Origin of the sequence: Pseudomonas laurylsulfativorans (genome assembly GCF_002906155.1) — a bacterium.
In the GTDB taxonomy this organism is placed as follows: Bacteria; Pseudomonadota; Gammaproteobacteria; order Pseudomonadales; family Pseudomonadaceae; genus Aquipseudomonas; species Aquipseudomonas laurylsulfativorans.
The window spans coordinates 1,307,516-1,323,166 of sequence record NZ_MUJK01000001.1 but is presented as its reverse complement, the minus strand read 5'-3'; the positions used below and the strand labels follow the sequence as shown (position 1 = coordinate 1,323,166).

Below are 15,651 nucleotides of genomic sequence, written 5' to 3'. Positions count from 1 at the left end.
CATGCTGAATGTATTGGCCAGTAACCTCAGCGCAACCGCTCAAGCATCTGGTAGTACCACATGCCCGCGGCGAGCATCGGGTTGCCCAGCAGGTCGCCCATGGGCACGCGGATGTGCTGGCAAGCGGCGAAGGTGTCGAACTGCTCCAGTTGCCCGGTGATCGCGCGGCCCATGATTTCACCCATGATGTGGGTGGTGGCGATGCCGTGGCCGGAGTAGCCCTGGCAATACCAGACGTTGTCCGACAGCTTGCCCAGTTGCGGGATGCGGTTGATCACGATGCCCATCGCGCAGCTCCACTGGTAATCGATGGCCACGCCTTTGAGCGCCGGGAAGGTCTGCTCGATGCACGGGCGCAGCTCGGCGGCGATGTCGCGTGAATCCTTGCCGCTGTAGTTGGCGCCGCCACCGAATAACAGGCGACCGTCAGCGGTCAGGCGGTAGTAGTCGAGCACGAAGCGACAGTCATAGACCGCCAGGTCTTCGGGGTTGATCTGTTTGGCCAGGTCGCCCAACGGCGCGGTGGTGACGATGCCGCCCATGGCCGGGAAAATTTTGCCCTTGAGCTTGCCCGGCTCCAGCTTGTGGTAGACATCGCCGGCCAGCAGCACCTGGTTGGCGTCGATGTGCCCGTGGGCGGTGCGTACGCCTGGCGTCGAGCCATGAATGATCTCCAGCACTTCGCTGTTTTCGAAGATCAATGCGCCCAGGCTTTCGGCCGCGCGGGCCTCGCCGATGCACAGGTTGAGCGGGTGCAGGTGCATGTTGCGGGTGTTCTTGATCGCACCGTGGTAGAGGTCGCTTTGCAGCAGGTCGCGTACCTGGCTGCGGTCAAGCAGGCTGACCTCGTCGCCCATGCCACGATGCACCGCCTCGTCGTAATCCTTGCGCAAGCCGACCATGTGCGCAGGTTTGTACGCGGCGTGCAGGTGGCCGTGCTTGAGGTCGCAGGCGATGCCGTATTTTTCCACGCGCTGCTGGATGATCTGGTGCCCGCGCCAGCGCAGGTTCCAGATGAAATCGTCGACGTCATCACCGATGGTGCGGCGCATCTGTTTGCGCATGGCCTCATCGCCCGACAGGCTGCCGGTGCCCCAGCTTAGCCGACTCAGATAATGTTGACTTGCTGAATAGTCAACAGTGGCATCGAGGGAGCGCCCACACCATCTACGCCGTTTGCGCTGGAGTCTCGGCTACCTCACTATGGTTTCTAATATCGGCATGAGCTATGTCGACGCTGGCGCCCCCTTTGTCACTTGGTGATATAGCCATGCACCAGATTTAATTTGACCGCAGGACAAACGATATCGTATTGATATTTAGGTCATGAACTCACACCTGTATGGCGCCACCCTTGATCACTCTGTCGTGTGAGTTAACGAGTTTGAGAAACCAAGATTCTCAAACCTGACCGCGTGTTTGGTGCTCAGAGGCTCGATAGGCGGTACGCCGAGGAGAAGCGTGGCCACTCTGATCAACGTGAGTGGTACCTTTGGGGCAACGAGCGTGGGTTCAGGAGGCGTCCCAAGGCGGTCCGCTCATGCCTCAATGCCTGTCGGGAGTAGACGTTTGTGATTCACTTCGAGAGCCGTGATGAAAGGTAAGCGCAAAGTCAAAACGAAAAAATGGCAGGTCGCTGAGCAGTTCAAGGCCGCGGCGCAGGCGGCGCTCAGGGCGCGCTCGGCACGGGCGAATCGATTCTTGGACGCCGCCCTGTTGGCGGGTAGAGACTTGGAGCCGGTCGGATTGCTGGCGGGAACCGGCCCGCGCCTTTCGTCCCATTTCACCAGTGCAGGCGACCAGTAGAAGTTAGTCCCAGGTACTGGCAACGTAGCGTCCTCCATTGCAGGGTGCGTTGCGCTTTGCTCAATTGAGTAGAGAGCAGTCGCTTAGTGCCTTGTTGCTGCTCAAGGTGGACGCGGAGTTGGTCGTGTTGTTGGGTGACAGCCCGCAGCTGCTTGTCGAGTTGGTGCGCGTGCTGTTGTTTGGTCGTGAGCTGCTGGATCAACGCTTCATTGTCACGCTTGAGCAGGACGAGCATTGCCTAGCTGGCCGTGTTTTGTCCCTGCACGTGACGCACCTTACCATTGCGTCACTGCAGCTGATGTTCGTTTTGCCACTTCAGTTGCTCGCGCAGTGCCTGACCCGGGTTCCGGTATTGCCCAGTTGCACCCGCACCGCATCGATGTTCGGATGCTGCCCCGGCTGCGCAACACCGTGCAGGTATCCTGTACCAGCGCCTTGTAAATGCCACCGCGGGCCATGGTCCACCTTCCGACATTTTCGTACTGTGTCACGCATCATGTAATTACTGGCTATGAACCCATCCCTGGTTGTTATGTCGCAGACGTTTACTGGCCCGGGGTAACTCCGGGGTTACCCCGTGTCAGGCGGTTTTTCATCGTATTGGCCGTGAAAAACCGTACACCGGCCCCCGTCGGGCAAGGGGGGGGCTGTTGTCCAAAATACGGTCAACGTGTCCGTGTTCAGCGGCGGTGTTGCACCGTCGGCGTGTCGATTCGTCGACCACCCAGCTCAGGTTGGAGGTGGCTGGCGAAGCCGTTTATAGGGAATTATAAGGAACTATAGAGTGATTATAGAGCGAGGCCCGTAGAGAGCTGCACGGCTACAGCCACGGGCCTAACCGAGCGATGTGGTCCGTATTTTTAGCGATACACCAATGGCGCCAGTCGTGTTAATCACACCGGTGAGGTGGCGGCACACGGCGGTTCATGCATGCAGGGCGCGCGCTCCCGGCCCGACCGAAGGGTTTCTGCCGGCAGCGGGGCCCAACCTGTGGTCGCTGGCAGATCGCGTTTTGCCCAAGTTCCGAGGCCGCGTGGTGCGGCTTGGCTGTTTCGGCGATCTGCCGCCCGTCAGTCACCCTCTTGCTCCTCCACCTTCCTGTTTCCGCCAGTGCAGGCAACTAGCCGCGGCCAGGTGGGGTTCCCAGGCCACCATCACGCACCGGCTTACCTCCCAAGCGACCTCGGGACTAGCCATCCAGTTGCCCCGCCACCTCTTCTTCCGCCGCGCCGCGCACGCGCTCCGGTGTCGATCGCAGCAGGTCTTTCGGGCGGTTGCCGCCCAACAAGTGGTTGCTCGAGGCGAACCAGAACGCCATGCCCCAGCCGTCCTTTTTTTTGCTCAGCACTTTGATCACCGCGCCGAATTCGGCGGTGGGCCGCCGCTCCGTTGCATCGCCAAACGCGAACACTGGAAAGTACTCTTGGCGCCGGTCGCTCACGCTGATGAGACGGCCGTCGCGCAGCCACGCCCGAAGGCCGGCTGCGAGCGCTGCAGGCTCGAGCCCGGTGAGTTGGGACAAGCCCGCCGCCGTGACCCAGTCGCCGTCTTGCAGGATCAGCTGCCGCGCCTCTGCCAGCATGGCCGCCTCCCTGAACAACGTGCGTGGGTTCAGCGTGCCGGGCGCGCCGAGGCCTGAGGTAGTTTCCTCGGAATCGTCCGCTGCCTGGGGCAGGGCGCCGAGAAATACACGGTTCAAGACCTCGAGGCAATCGAGGTACACCTCTGTTGCGTACCCGCTCATTGCGGGCAGTTCGATGTGGAGGTGGCTGCCGTCCGCCTGTTCAGGCGTCAGCGCGTGCCCGTCTGAACCGCGGTAGACTTCGATTTTCGTTGCAGACATGCTGCCTCCTAAAACACCGGCGATGAGGTTTACCGATCGTATCGAACGATAGGCGTTTTGCCGTGCCGGGTGCGTTGGCGCTGACGCCAGGTCGACCAAGGCCAAAGCGGCGAATCAGTGGGCGGTGGTCCCTGACCCTGACGTTAGCCGGTGTCGGGTCGATATGCCCCTACCGCTGACGCCGCCACCGCTGGTGCGCACTAGGGAATCACCCAGGCCAACGAGGCGAACCACCACCGTTCGCTCGCCATCGACGCCGGGAAAGCGTCTATGGATGTTACTGCGTCAGTCGCGGGCACGACGCTCTTTTTGTCACCGTCCGACTGACGCCGCTTTTTATCGAACTGGGCGCCTCCATCCGCTAGCGCGACCGATTGGCCACTTTGCGGGGCGCATGATGCTTGACGAGCCAGTGGGGCGTTTGGGAGGTGTTGGGCTCGCGGTGGGCGTCGGGTGGCGTGGCCATACGGTGTTTGATACGCTCGGAAGGCGAGCGAAAAAATGTGAAGGCCGTGAGTCTTACATGTGTGGCACGCAGGCCGGTAAGCCGTATGGTTGCTGAGTGTGCTCAGAATAAGATGTGAAATAAAATGTGAAGGGTGTGGCGGCACCGAACCACTGCGTTCGTCGACATGACACCGAACGAGAGGGTTCGTTTCAGCGCCAAATTCGTCCGAAACCATGGCGGGTATTCCAGTAGCCTTCGCGGTAGCCCGACCATAGCGTCACCAACCACTTCATTGACCGAATGCCTAGGATTCTAGACGCAACGACAGGTTTAACCCGGTAACGTCTAGAATGCCAGGCGTTATCCGTCCGCAGACTAGGTGTCGTTACCCCAGGTGTTGGGGCGTGCCGTCGGTGCGCAGAGGTCGCCGCATGGCGTGAAAAGGCTACTCTGTATCGAGATCTGGTCAGGGGTATCTGGTATGCGCACCTCCTACAGCAAAAGCCAGGCCCGGCGTCAGATGCGTCGCCTGCTGGTGTTGGTTGCACAAGGGCAGAGGTTCGTCATCACCCAGCAGGGGAAAGCGGCTTGCCTGCTGGTACAGGTCGAAGCACCAGGGAGTACACCTTGAAAAGGTGACTCGACAATCCTTAACCCTCAAAGGGCTGCGTCTTGATGGCTGCGCAACCCCTCCGCTGCACGTACGCTGATCAGCCATCAACAGTCAGTGCAGGCGTAGATCGAGGGCGAAGCCCATCGAGTCCTGCGGAAAGAGCCAAGATGGGCACGCACCGATTTTGTGAGGGGCGTGGCCCGTTTGGCTGACAGCCTCTGGGACGGCTGAGGGGCGACTCGCGTCGCCCCATGGTCGAGGACCATTGCATTACCCCACCCAACCTTAGGGCAGCCCACTTCATGCAAACTCCCAACCTTGAACAACTGCTCACCCAGACCATTGAGGTCGTTATTCGCGCCGGTCAGCTGCTGATTGCCGAGTGGGCGAGAGTGGACGGGCCACGGGGTCAAGGTGACAAGGCCGCCGTCGACGAAGAAATTGAACAGTTCTTACATCGACACCTGCTGACGCTTCTTCCTTGTGACTTCTGGGGAGAGGAAACCGGACATTGTCTGACCGGTCATCCATGGTGCTGGGTCGTTGACCCGAACGACGGGACGGCGGACTTCCTCAAGGGGCTCAAAGGCTCAGCCCTTTCCATCGGTCTGTTGCACAAACAAACGCCGGTATTAGGTGTGGTGTATGCCCCCGTCACCGTGGAGGGCGTGCCGGATTGCATTGCTTGGGCCGAAGGGATGGCCGAGGTGAGCCGTAATGGGCTGCCGATCGTGTCACAGCTTTCTATCAAAACGTTGTCGAGCGACGAGTTCGTGATGGTCAGTGCCGCGGCGATCAATAAACCTGAACTTAACCGCGAGCTCTGCCAACCCAGCTCTTTTGTGGCAATGCCATCCATTGCCTATAGGCTCGCCAAAGTCGCCGCCGGGGAGGGGGCCTGCGGTGTTTCGCTCTATCCAGTTTCTGCACATGACGTGGTCGCCGGCCACGCCCTCTTGAGAGGCGCAGGCGGCGTTTTATTCGATGAGCGAGGACAACCGATTACATACGTTACTGAAGCCCATATGCAAACGGTCTCACAACGCTGCTTCGGTGGTTCAGTGTCGGCGTGCCGCCTCTTGCTGGCCCGTGAGTGGGATCGTATTTTCACGTAATCCCCAACCAACCCGTTGCCCAGCTTATTCGAGCAACTGGTATCGCTTGTATTTGACCGCTGCAGCGGCACACAGTCCGCGAGCGTCCGACCGGAAATCTCGAATGAAACTTCCTTCCTGGCTAGAGGACGTGCCCACCAGGGCAGGTGCGTTCGGGTGACCTGTTGAATCAATCGGCGTTTCCGCTTTAGACGACGTGTAAATGTCGGAACTGGCGGCCGCGGCTAGCAGTGGATTTTCAACCACCTCTCCTTTGCATGCTGGCTTAGCCTCTGCGCCTACGGATGCCTTGGAACAAGGTGTTAACCGCCTCGATATCTCGCAACAGCTCGTCCGGTTGCGTAACAGCACGCTGCTGACCGGCCGCATGTGAATGCGCACGCACATTGCGGCAGCACCTATCATGCAAACGCTGCACTTCGCGGAATTCAGCCTCCTGCACGACCATCACGCCATCAAGCCGGCCGACCGAGATACCTTCGCGGAACCGCATTACGGTTCCGTTTAGAATTGTGTCCTCAATTCCAACTTCTAGCGTAACGCGAAGGTCATCGTACGCATTGCGGACCGCAATCCGCTCGTCATCCCCAGGGGGGTTATTGAACATAGCTGCAATCCGCTGCTGGTCGGCACGATGTTGTCCAATGCGTTCATTATGCCTTCGCATGTCATAAGGCAGTCCGGCATCAATGTAGCCAGGGCCTTCTGCGCGATAGCTGATCGACCTCACTTCAGGGACCAGCTGGGCATCTTGGCTCAGCGCAATCAACTCCCCAAAGAACACCGCATCGTGTGTGAACACAATGACTTGCCGGTTGGCGGACTCCTCAACGATCCGTCGTGCAACAGCGGTTCGATGATTGTGGTCAAGGCTCGAAACCGGATCGTCGAAAACGATTCCTGAGTAGGACCCTGACTGGTGGAGTTCCGCGAAGAAATAGGCGAGGGCACACATGCGCTGCTCCGCCTCACTAAGAACAAGATGCGGATCTAGCCGGCAATCGTGAAGTTGGACTCCAAGGCGAACTGAGCCTGCGTCACCGGTTGAACTGACCCTCGCCCTGATGTGGTAAAGATCCAACCCACTGAGTTCATCGTTCATCCGCCCGGCCAACGCCTCACTGACGTAAGTCCTCGCGAGCTGACCTGCAAGCACGCTAATCGAGCGCGTATTACCGATATCATCAAAGCAGTTCTGGAGCTTTGCCCTGTGGGCAAGATTCTCGATCACCTGGGCGATACCTTCGATATGCTCGGAAAGTAGCTGCCGTGCGTCCAACTCTTTTAGGCGAAGCCGCTTGGCCGATAGGGCTTCCGCATCGAGGTTCGCGCGCAATCCGGCCGCTTCGGTGCGAAGGCTCTCCGCAATTTGGCGGAGCGACGCAGTCGGGTTTGCGCCGCGATACGCTGGCCGGTCCAACCATTCCCCGTTGGCAACGCTAGTTCTGAGCCACTGAAGTCGAGCAATCAGGTCTTCTTGGAAGGTCCGGATCTCATCAGGCAGCGTTGCTATGCGGCCACGCAAGCTTTCCATCATGACAGGGGGGACGATGAAGGTGACGATCGCCAATCCGACATCGCGTACCGTCTGCTGCCAGACGTTGCGTGCGACTTGAGCGGCTTCAGCTGCCCTGTCCCGAATATATTGATCAAAGCGCTGCAATCGATCCTGCGCCGCATGAGTTAGCTCCTGCTGGCAAAGCACGCATACTGCATTCTCTTCTGTAACCGGGAAGGCTTGTCCCGGATACGCGGTAGTGGTCGAGTATTCGCGTGCGGCATTGAAGAGGAACGACCACGGGCCCTGCCCCGTTCCGGGCAGCAGCGGCGTAGCATCATCCGTCTGCAGCAGGGCAGATGCGGTGCTCTCGGCCGCTTCAGCTTCAACCAGTCTCCGATGCACCAACTGCGCGGCGCCGAGCGCATCATCAGACACGACGCCAGCGGTGATGGCGATGCTGTTGCACAACTCATCGATCCTCGTCGCGGCATTGTCGAGGTTCATCGCCTTGGCGCTAGGGTCCGCCTCGCTAATCTCCTGAGGAAGGCGCGCGTGTTCTGCTTGCTCATCCTGAGTGAACGTGGCCAGGGCGCGCGCGCGCGTCAGATTCGTGGCCGGCCCGATCGGATGCACTGCTTGGCCGGCCTCAGTACCGGCAGGGATGACATTGAACGGCGTAACGTCTGTGGCCAGACCTGAGATTTCTGCCTGAAGCCCTGGGCGTAGGGCCTGATTGAGGCCGTTGGCCAGTTGCTGGAGGTAGGTTAGGGCGGACGGTTGAAATGCGGCTGCCTCTTTCGACTGGAGGTAGTGGCGCGCGCAGTCGCCGTCGAACACGGAGATGCCTCTGAGTTCAGTCCGAGGGACATTACCGCGTTGACCGCTCCAGATAGCCTGCTCGGGGGCGCCGTCCAACTCAAAGTCGATAGTGGCGCTCGGTGTAAGCTGCTGGAAGTCTGGGGCATAGGCGTTCGCGTAGACGGTGCCCGGGCTCCTAGCTCGGCACGCCTGCTTCAGCACGCGCGCATAGCCGGATTTACCGGTGCCATTGCCACCGTAAGCGACGGTGAGCCCTCGCAACTGGAATTCCAGAGTCTGGTCGCTCGGGATTTTTCCAACATTCATCAGCGTATGTAGGGACGTGAGAACGACGGCCCGGTCCCTGTTCGCCTCGGCGGGAAAATGCTCTGCGGCGAACCTGATCGGCTGCGGCGCAGGCTCTATTGTGCTGCGGAGTCCGTGATGCTGTTTGGCGAGGTCGAGAATTTCGCCAAGGTCCGCTTCGCTCCAGCTTCCCTGAACACACAGGCGCCGTAAGGCGTCCTGCCTCCATGGTGGCAACCTTTCCGCCCATGCCAGCACTTCCTCGTAAATAGCCATCTCGACACTCCATATCGGCAAGGGGAAATACACACAGGATTATCACTATGCCATCAGACGAAGGGTCCCATGTGGAGATCTCATTTTCGTTGCGGCTAGCTCAGCATTTACCTCCTTGATTTTTCATGGCAACCAAACTTGGCGAAGCCTCCAGAGCAGCTTGAATATCCGCCAACGACTGCTTCTGGTCGAGGCTGTGTAAAAACGGTTTAGAGCAGGTTTGACAGTCAGAACCAGAACGAAAATCGCGTTCTATGCAAATTTCAGGTCCGCTGATTCACCAATCATTGGCAGATTTTACGTAGCGACGCAGACTTCAAAATAATGTCTGCGTTTTTTTTACACAGTCTGGGCCGAAAGTTGCCGATCAAGCACACAGCTACGCCGGAGATCATTTCCAGATTAGGTGATAGATAGTTGCTAAGGATAAATATTGGGGGATGTACAGCACGTCGACTTCAGCAAGAGTGTCAGCTCGTTCACGTCATCAAGGCCTAAGCCTAAGCTCGCAAGTAGTTCCGGTAGCAAATCGACGATCACGTCGCCACTTCCATCTGTTGTGTCTTGGCACCTGGCTGTCCAGCGTTGGCTGTCATTTATGATCTGACTCACGCTCCTTTGAGTCTGTAGGTGCGATTGCGCTTGATGCTTGGTTTTCGAAGTCTATCCGAGACAAGAACGCTAAACCCAGAGATGCCGGGGGTAGCGTGGAGGGGTTGATTTCTTTGTTTTGATTCTGAAGATAGAATAAAATACTGTATAAAGAATTGTGCAGAATGATTCGACTGCTAGTCGTGCCCTATAAAAACAAAAAACGGTAACCGCTATGTCATTCCTGAAAGGCTTCTCAATCGGCGCCAAGCTCCTCGTGCTTCCTTCCTTATTTGTGCTCGCACTGCTAGTCGTCTCGGGCCTGGCCTATCAAGGGCTGGCCAAGCAACAAGCTGTGATCGAAGAAATTGATCAGTTGCGGTTCCAGCAGTATCGCCAGGTACTGGAAACCGCAGCGGCCTCGCAGGCAGCAATGGTCGGCGCCTATGCCATAGGTGCACGCATCCTGGAATCCAATGGGCAGGCGTCTGCGGAGGAGCTGGAATCCTATCTGGAAGATATGCAAGCCAGTGTCGACGACATGCGGGCCGGACTGGACAAAGTAGCCCGTGAGACGCGTTTGGGTGATGAGGAAAAAGAACTTTACCGTGCAGTGCAGGACCAGGCCGCAGTGGTCGGTGAGGGGCTGGCCGAGTTCAAGCGCACAGCCTTGAGCGATCAGATCCAGGCTGCCTCGTTGCTGGGGCGAGTGCGCGCCGACAACAATGGTTTGCAAGGTCAATTCAATCGGCTGCTGGGACTTCAGGCAGAGCTCACCTCCGGCGCTTTTGCGGAAGCTGGTGCCACACAACGGCAGGTGTCACGAATGCTGGTCGTGGTGCTGCTGACCGCCACCGTACTGGCGGTGTTGGTCAGTCTACTGCTGCGCGCCCAGATCATCCGACCCATCCGGGAAATCGAGCAGGCGTCTATCGAATTGCGCGATGGTGACCTGACCCGGCGTGTAAGGGTGATGGGGCGAGATGAAGTGGCCCGCACAGCTCAAGCGTTCAACGAACTGATTGATAGCTTCCAACAGGCTATGCGCCAGGTTGCCGGAGTTGCGGCATCGGTCGGCGTCTCGGCCGAAGAACTGGTGGGGACCTCGGCGCGTGTTGCAGAGAGTTCCACGGCACAATCCGGCGCGGTGGGTGCCGTTTCGATGACCATCGAGCAGATGAGCAACGGGATGGCGGCCATTTCCAACCATGCAGAAAGCCTTCGCAGTTGTGCTGAGGCCAGTTTGCGCGGCACGGAGGATGGGCATTTGGCACTGTCTCGACTGCTCGAGAAAATCGAAAGCGTACGCTATGCATTTACAGCTATTCGCGGTTCGGTGGGCGATTTCGTCGAAAGTACTACAGCAATCACTGCCAGTATCGCTCAGGTCAAGGACCTTTCCGCGCAGACCAGTATGTTGGCGCTCAATGCAGCCATCGAGGCGGCGCGCGCCGGAGAGAGCGGGCGCGGTTTCAGTGTAGTGGCCGACGAAGTGCGTAATTTGGCGCAGCGCTCGGCGACGGCAGCCAACTCGATTAATCAATTGACGTTGAAACTGGAGAGCCAGTCCGAGACCGTCGATGACGCGTTGAACGCGGGTACAGTGGCACTGGATGACAGTGGCCGACTGTTGAGTGAGTTGGAAAATACCTTGCAGCAGGCGACCGAACTGGTGGGTGACTCCACGCGTGGGGTGGATCGGATTGCCGATGCGGTGAGTGTGCAGAGCGAAGGCGGGCGGGGCATCGTGGCCAACGTCGAGCGCATCGCGCGGATGGCTGGGGAAGGCGATGCGATCACCCATCAGGTTTCCGGGGCCGTAGTTTCTTTGCGCGAGCTGTCCCATGAACTCAATCTAGCGGTGGGACGTTTCCGCTTCGAGGTCTGACCTAAACGTCGGTGATCAGGTCGTTGTGCTTGCCTGGTTCTTTGGTGTCTTGAATATCAGCAGCAACGGTATGACGCCAATGGATAACCACATCAACAGCTTGAAGTCATTCAAATAGGCCACCCAACTGGCCTGCACGGTGATCATGCCGTCCAGCGCTGCACGCCCGGCGGCGGTGAGTGGATTGAGCTGGTGGCTGACAGGCCAGGCATCGAACAGGCGGTTGAACGGCGTAACGTATGCGCCGATTTCGGCATGATTGATCTGAGTGTTTTGTGCCAACAGCACGGTCACGATCGAAATGCCGACACTGGAACCGACGTTACGCGACAGGTTGTACAGGCCGGTAGCATCGCCACGCAAATGCGGGGGCAGCGTGGTGAAGGCTATGGTGGTCAACGGGACGAACAGCAGGCCCAGGCTGGCGCCCTGGACAAAGCCCACGTAGACAATCGTGTCGATAGAAACTGCTGGCGTCCAGCCGGTCATCATGTACATCGACCAAGCAGACAGTATCAGGCCGCAAAACAATATCCAGCGAATATCGACTTTGCCGATGATCTTCCCGGCAACGAACATGCTGAGCATCGTACCCAGGCCGCGCGGCCCCATGACCATGCCAGCGGTGAGCACCGGATAGCCCATGAGGGTTTGCAGGTAGGGTGTCATCAGCGCCAGCGAGGCCAGGTACGTGATGCCGATGATAAAGATAAACACGACGGCTACCGAGTAGTTGCGGTCCTTGAACAGCTTCAGGCTGATAAAGGGTTTGTCGTGGGTGAAGGTGTGCACGAGGAAAATGTAGGTGGCTACGGTCGCGACCAGTGCTTCAAGGATGATTTCCCCAGAGTCGAACCAGCCCAGTTGTTCGCCGCGGTCGAGAAACAGTTGAATCGCCATGATCGCCACGCTGAGCGAGCCAAACCCCAGCCAGTCCAGGCGTGCCGTTGTGTCGGCCGGTGTTTCCCGGACAAAGCGCGTCATGCCGATAAAGGCCAGCAAGCCGATGGGCAAGTTGATGAAGAATACCCAGCGCCAGCTGAGGTGTTCCGTCAGCCAGCCGCCGAGCATCGGCCCCAGAACAGGGCCGACCATGACCGAAACCCCAAACAGGGCCACTGCCGAGCCCCGGTCTTTAAGAGGGTAGATATCCAGCAAAATACCTTGCGACAACGGTACCAATGCCGCCCCTGCCAGCCCCTGCAGCAGGCGGAACAGGATGATTTCTTCCAGGGAGCGAGCGATGCCGCAGAGCACGGATGCCAGTACAAAACCGAAGATCGACCACAGCAATACACGCTTGCGACCGAAGCGTCGGGCAAGGAATGCCGAGGGCGGCGTCATGATGGCTGTCGCCACGATGTAGGAAGTCAGGACCCAGTTGATCTGATCGGCGCTGGCCGACACGCTTCCTTGCATGTAGGGCAGGGCGACGTTGGCAATGGTGGTGTCCAGCGCTTGCATGACCACTGCCAGCACCACGCAGAGTGTGATCAATATCCGCAGCGGCGAAGGCGGCAGTGGTCCGGTCACTTCATTCATGATGGAGGGCAAACAGGGCGGCCAGCGGTTTTGGCAGGCCACGGGCTTTGCCGGTATCGATATCGACCACGGCACTCATGCCATGGCGCAACGCTGGTTTGCCGGCGGTGTCGTCGATACGGATGCGTACCGGAATGCGTTGCACGACCTTCACCCAATTGCCCGTCGTGTTCTGTGCCGGCAGTAGCGAGAAACTGGCACTGGAAGCCGGGCTGATGCTGTCGACGGTGCCATGCCAGGTCACACCGGGGTAAGTGTCCACCTCGATGGTGACCCCTTGGCCGACCTGGGCGTTGGTCAGTTCTGTCTCTTTTGGCGAGGCGGCCACCCACAAGTGATCGCTGGAGATCAGGCTGAAACCTGATTGGGGTGGTTGCAGGAAGGCACCCACTTGCAACGCGTCAACGTTGGTCACGACGCCGTCGAAGGGCGCAGTCACGACGGAGTTGCGCAGATTGCGCTTGGCTTCATTCAGTGCCGCCAGCGCTTGCAGGTAAGAAGGGTGTTGCTCGAGAGGTCGGTCCAGCCGCCCGCCCAATTGGGCCAACGCGGCGGCGGCCTGGGCCTTGGCTATGGCAATCTGCTGGCGGATATTGTCGAGGTCACGATGAGCGTCGTCGTAGAGGGTCTTTGACACCGCGGCAACACTGACGAGTTTTTCCAGTCGTTGGAAATTGGTCTGGAAGTACGGGAGCCTGGCTTCCGCCTGGGCGATCTCAGCCAACGATTGGTTGTAGCTGGCCTTGAGATAAAGGATCTGGTTGCGCGCGTTTTCCAGTTGCGCCTGGGTGCTGGCCACGGCGATTTCAAAGGGTTCGGGTTTCAGGCGGAATAGAACCTGGCCCTTGCTCACGGCTTGATTATCAGCCACTTCAATGGCCGCGATGATTCCGGACACATCGGTGGAAACTCCCACCCGGTCAGCCTGGATGTAAGCATTGTCTGTGCTCACCGTCTGACCGCCAAACACATACCAGGCGGCACACGCCACGACGGCAATGGGCCCCAATGCAAACAGGCCGATACGCCAGCGTTGCCGTGTTGGCTCGGTCGGTTCTTGTGCATGCCCATCAGGGGCTGGGGATTCAGGTGTCTGCGGCGGTTTTTCCAGGGGATCGAGCGGTCGGGCCTCGGCGTGCACGGCAGGGCGCTGGAGTGTGGGCTCAGCCATGTTTCACCTCGCCTGCGCAGCCTGGAGCCTCATCCACCGGCTGGCCACAGGCCGTCAGCAGGTGTTCACGCATGCGTTCGAGGTATTGCAGCAATTGGTCGTGCTCCTGAGTGGAGAAATCCGCCATGGTTTCCAGTCGGGTCTGCTCGCCGATGGTGCGCATGAATTGCAACAGCGGATGCGCCGCGGGGGTGAGGAACAACAGGGAACAACGGCGATCCGTGGGGTGGTTGCGGCGCTCGACCAGGCCGCGCTCCTGCATTTTGTCCAGCAAGCGCACCAGGGTGACCGACTCGATTTCCAGCAGGTCGGCCAGGCCTTTCTGGTGAATGCCTTCATGGATGGAGAGCTTGGCCAGGACTTGCCATTGCGATCGCGTGAGGTCGGCTGCGCGTGCCCATTGCTCAAAGCGTTTACGCATCAGGCGGGCGACGTCATGGAGGACAAAGCCAAGGGTGGATTGGGACATGGTCAGCGCACCTTGAGGTCAATGAGCATGCTCATGGTAATCAGGCTTATGGATTGTCCGCTAGCGGTTTTTCATAAAAAATTGATCAGTATTAAAAATACTGTGCATAAAAAATCAAAAAACAAACTAAATATTCAAGGTTTATGGCTTTTACTCCGTACATATGGGCGTTTGCATGCTTTTGTTCTTGGGGTGAATTAATGTGAACAAAAAATAGATAAATGTCTATTTATGTTTGATCTATCTCCATCGGGGCGCTACCGTTAACGCGGACCGCGTTCAACGCATTTGCCCAAAAAACACAACAACAACAACGAGGCAGCTCGATGATGACTCCAGGCTGGTGGGCCATGGCGCTTTCCGAAGCCGTAAACGATCAAACGCCATTGGCCGTGGCCTTCGCTGGCGAGGAACTGGTCCTGTTCCGGGATGCCTCGGGCCAGGCCTTTGCCCTGGAAGACCGTTGCCCGCACCGACGCGTACCGCTGGCCCTGGGGCGGGTGGTGGGGTCCGGTTTGCAATGTGGTTACCACGGCTGGACCTTCGATGGCGCCACCGGCAGCTGTTCGCAGATTCCCAACTTGCATGCGGGTGAGCGCGTACCTGCCCGCTATGGTGCGCGAGCCTTTGCGGTCAATGAGGCGAACGGTTTTATTCATGTGTGGTTGGGCGAGGGCACGCCGCAAGGTGAATTGCCCAGCAGCGATTACCAACCGAGCGGACGCGAATTTACCGGCGCCACGATCGTCAACATGGAACATGACCAGTACCTGGCGGCGATGCTCGACGGTCCGCAGTGCCTGCTGGAGTTTTCCCATGTGCGCATGACCGACTTTTTCCTTGGCGATCTGCGCATTGAGCAGGGGCGCATGGTGTTGGAACGTGGCGCGGTGTGGAGCACTCAATTTCTGCCTTCGCAGTTTGTGTTGGATTACCCCTTGATTGTGCGCACTGCCGTGGCGTTGCAGGGCGGCATGATTTGGGTGGATCTGCTCAGCGAGGAAGAGTTGCCGCTGATCACCTTGATGATCTCGACGGGCGCCAATCGTCGCGGTACCACCAGCCTTTGTTGGCGTGGTTACGTGCATCAACAGGTACCGGCCAAAGCCCCTTTGCGCTGGCGTCTGGCACGCCTGCGCAAACAGCCACCATTGAACATCAATAGCCTGATTGACGGTGCGGCCATCGCAGCCTTGCTTGAGGCGTCGTCCCGCGAACTACGCACCCTGCGCCAGCCACACCTTATTCCCGTCAGCGCTGTCGTCTGAGCCCAGGAGAACTGAC

Annotated in this window: 10 protein-coding genes and 2 pseudogenes; 5 read left to right on the top strand and 7 right to left on the bottom strand. The window is 58.7% G+C overall.

Features of this window, described 5'->3' with window-relative positions:
* Positions 1-26: 26 nt before the first annotated feature.
* The 3 genes and pseudogenes from B0D71_RS05845 to B0D71_RS05830 form a co-directional block, all read right to left on the bottom strand.
* Positions 27-1,094 (bottom strand): annotated as a pseudogene (locus B0D71_RS05845) (NAD(P)/FAD-dependent oxidoreductase); the annotation flags it as partial.
* A gap of 689 nt (positions 1,095-1,783) precedes the next feature.
* Positions 1,784-2,041, bottom strand: coding sequence for a hypothetical protein (locus tag B0D71_RS31410; RefSeq protein WP_103393896.1), 258 nt, complete (start codon positions 2,039-2,041; stop codon positions 1,784-1,786).
* A 954-nt stretch (positions 2,042-2,995) separates the two neighbouring features.
* Positions 2,996-3,649, bottom strand: coding sequence for a hypothetical protein (locus B0D71_RS05830; RefSeq protein ID WP_103393895.1), 654 nt, complete (start codon positions 3,647-3,649; stop codon positions 2,996-2,998).
* 929 nt (positions 3,650-4,578) lie between these two features.
* Here B0D71_RS05830 and B0D71_RS31405 point away from each other — a divergent pair.
* Together B0D71_RS31405 and B0D71_RS05825 are read left to right on the top strand one after the other, a co-directional pair.
* A complete protein-coding gene (locus B0D71_RS31405; RefSeq protein WP_165798690.1) occupies positions 4,579-4,728 on the top strand; it encodes a hypothetical protein in 150 nt (49 codons plus the stop codon).
* 284 nt (positions 4,729-5,012) lie between these two features.
* Positions 5,013-5,825, top strand: coding sequence for an inositol monophosphatase family protein (locus B0D71_RS05825; RefSeq protein ID WP_103394033.1), 813 nt, complete (start codon positions 5,013-5,015; stop codon positions 5,823-5,825).
* Positions 5,826-6,090: 265 nt separating this feature from the next.
* Here the strand turns inward: B0D71_RS05825 and B0D71_RS05820 are convergent, their stop codons facing one another.
* Positions 6,091-8,706, bottom strand: coding sequence for an AAA family ATPase (locus B0D71_RS05820; RefSeq protein ID WP_103393894.1), 2,616 nt, complete (start codon positions 8,704-8,706; stop codon positions 6,091-6,093).
* A gap of 826 nt (positions 8,707-9,532) precedes the next feature.
* On the opposite strand from B0D71_RS05820, the pseudogene B0D71_RS32300 reads away from it, so the two are divergent.
* Together B0D71_RS32300 and B0D71_RS32295 are read left to right on the top strand one after the other, a co-directional pair.
* Positions 9,533-10,321 (top strand): annotated as a pseudogene (locus B0D71_RS32300) (HAMP domain-containing protein); the annotation flags it as partial.
* 18 nt (positions 10,322-10,339) lie between these two features.
* On the top strand, positions 10,340-11,185 hold the full coding sequence (locus B0D71_RS32295) for a methyl-accepting chemotaxis protein (protein WP_420825129.1): 846 nt from the start codon (positions 10,340-10,342) through the stop codon (positions 11,183-11,185).
* A gap of 15 nt (positions 11,186-11,200) precedes the next feature.
* Here B0D71_RS32295 and B0D71_RS05810 read toward each other — a convergent pair whose 3' ends face one another.
* Genes B0D71_RS05810 through B0D71_RS05800 form a run of 3 tightly spaced genes read right to left on the bottom strand, consistent with a single transcriptional unit; the run spans position 11,201 to position 14,367 of the window.
* Entirely contained in the window at positions 11,201-12,727 is a 1,527-nt protein-coding gene (locus tag B0D71_RS05810; RefSeq protein WP_103393892.1) for a DHA2 family efflux MFS transporter permease subunit, read from the bottom strand.
* The gene (locus B0D71_RS05805; protein ID WP_103393891.1) at positions 12,720-13,898 is read right to left on the bottom strand and encodes an HlyD family secretion protein; all 1,179 of its coding nucleotides are present in this window, start codon (positions 13,896-13,898) and stop codon (positions 12,720-12,722) included. Before B0D71_RS05805 ends, B0D71_RS05810 begins: the two co-directional genes overlap by 8 nt.
* The gene (locus tag B0D71_RS05800; protein WP_103393890.1) at positions 13,891-14,367 is read right to left on the bottom strand and encodes a MarR family winged helix-turn-helix transcriptional regulator; all 477 of its coding nucleotides are present in this window, start codon (positions 14,365-14,367) and stop codon (positions 13,891-13,893) included. The genes B0D71_RS05805 and B0D71_RS05800 overlap by 8 nt, the downstream gene beginning before the upstream one ends.
* 326 nt (positions 14,368-14,693) lie before the next feature.
* Here B0D71_RS05800 and B0D71_RS05795 point away from each other — a divergent pair, with 326 nt between their 5' ends.
* Complete coding sequence (locus B0D71_RS05795; protein WP_103393889.1) at positions 14,694-15,635, top strand: Rieske 2Fe-2S domain-containing protein; 942 nt, start codon at positions 14,694-14,696, stop codon at positions 15,633-15,635.
* Positions 15,636-15,651: the final 16 nt, after the last annotated feature.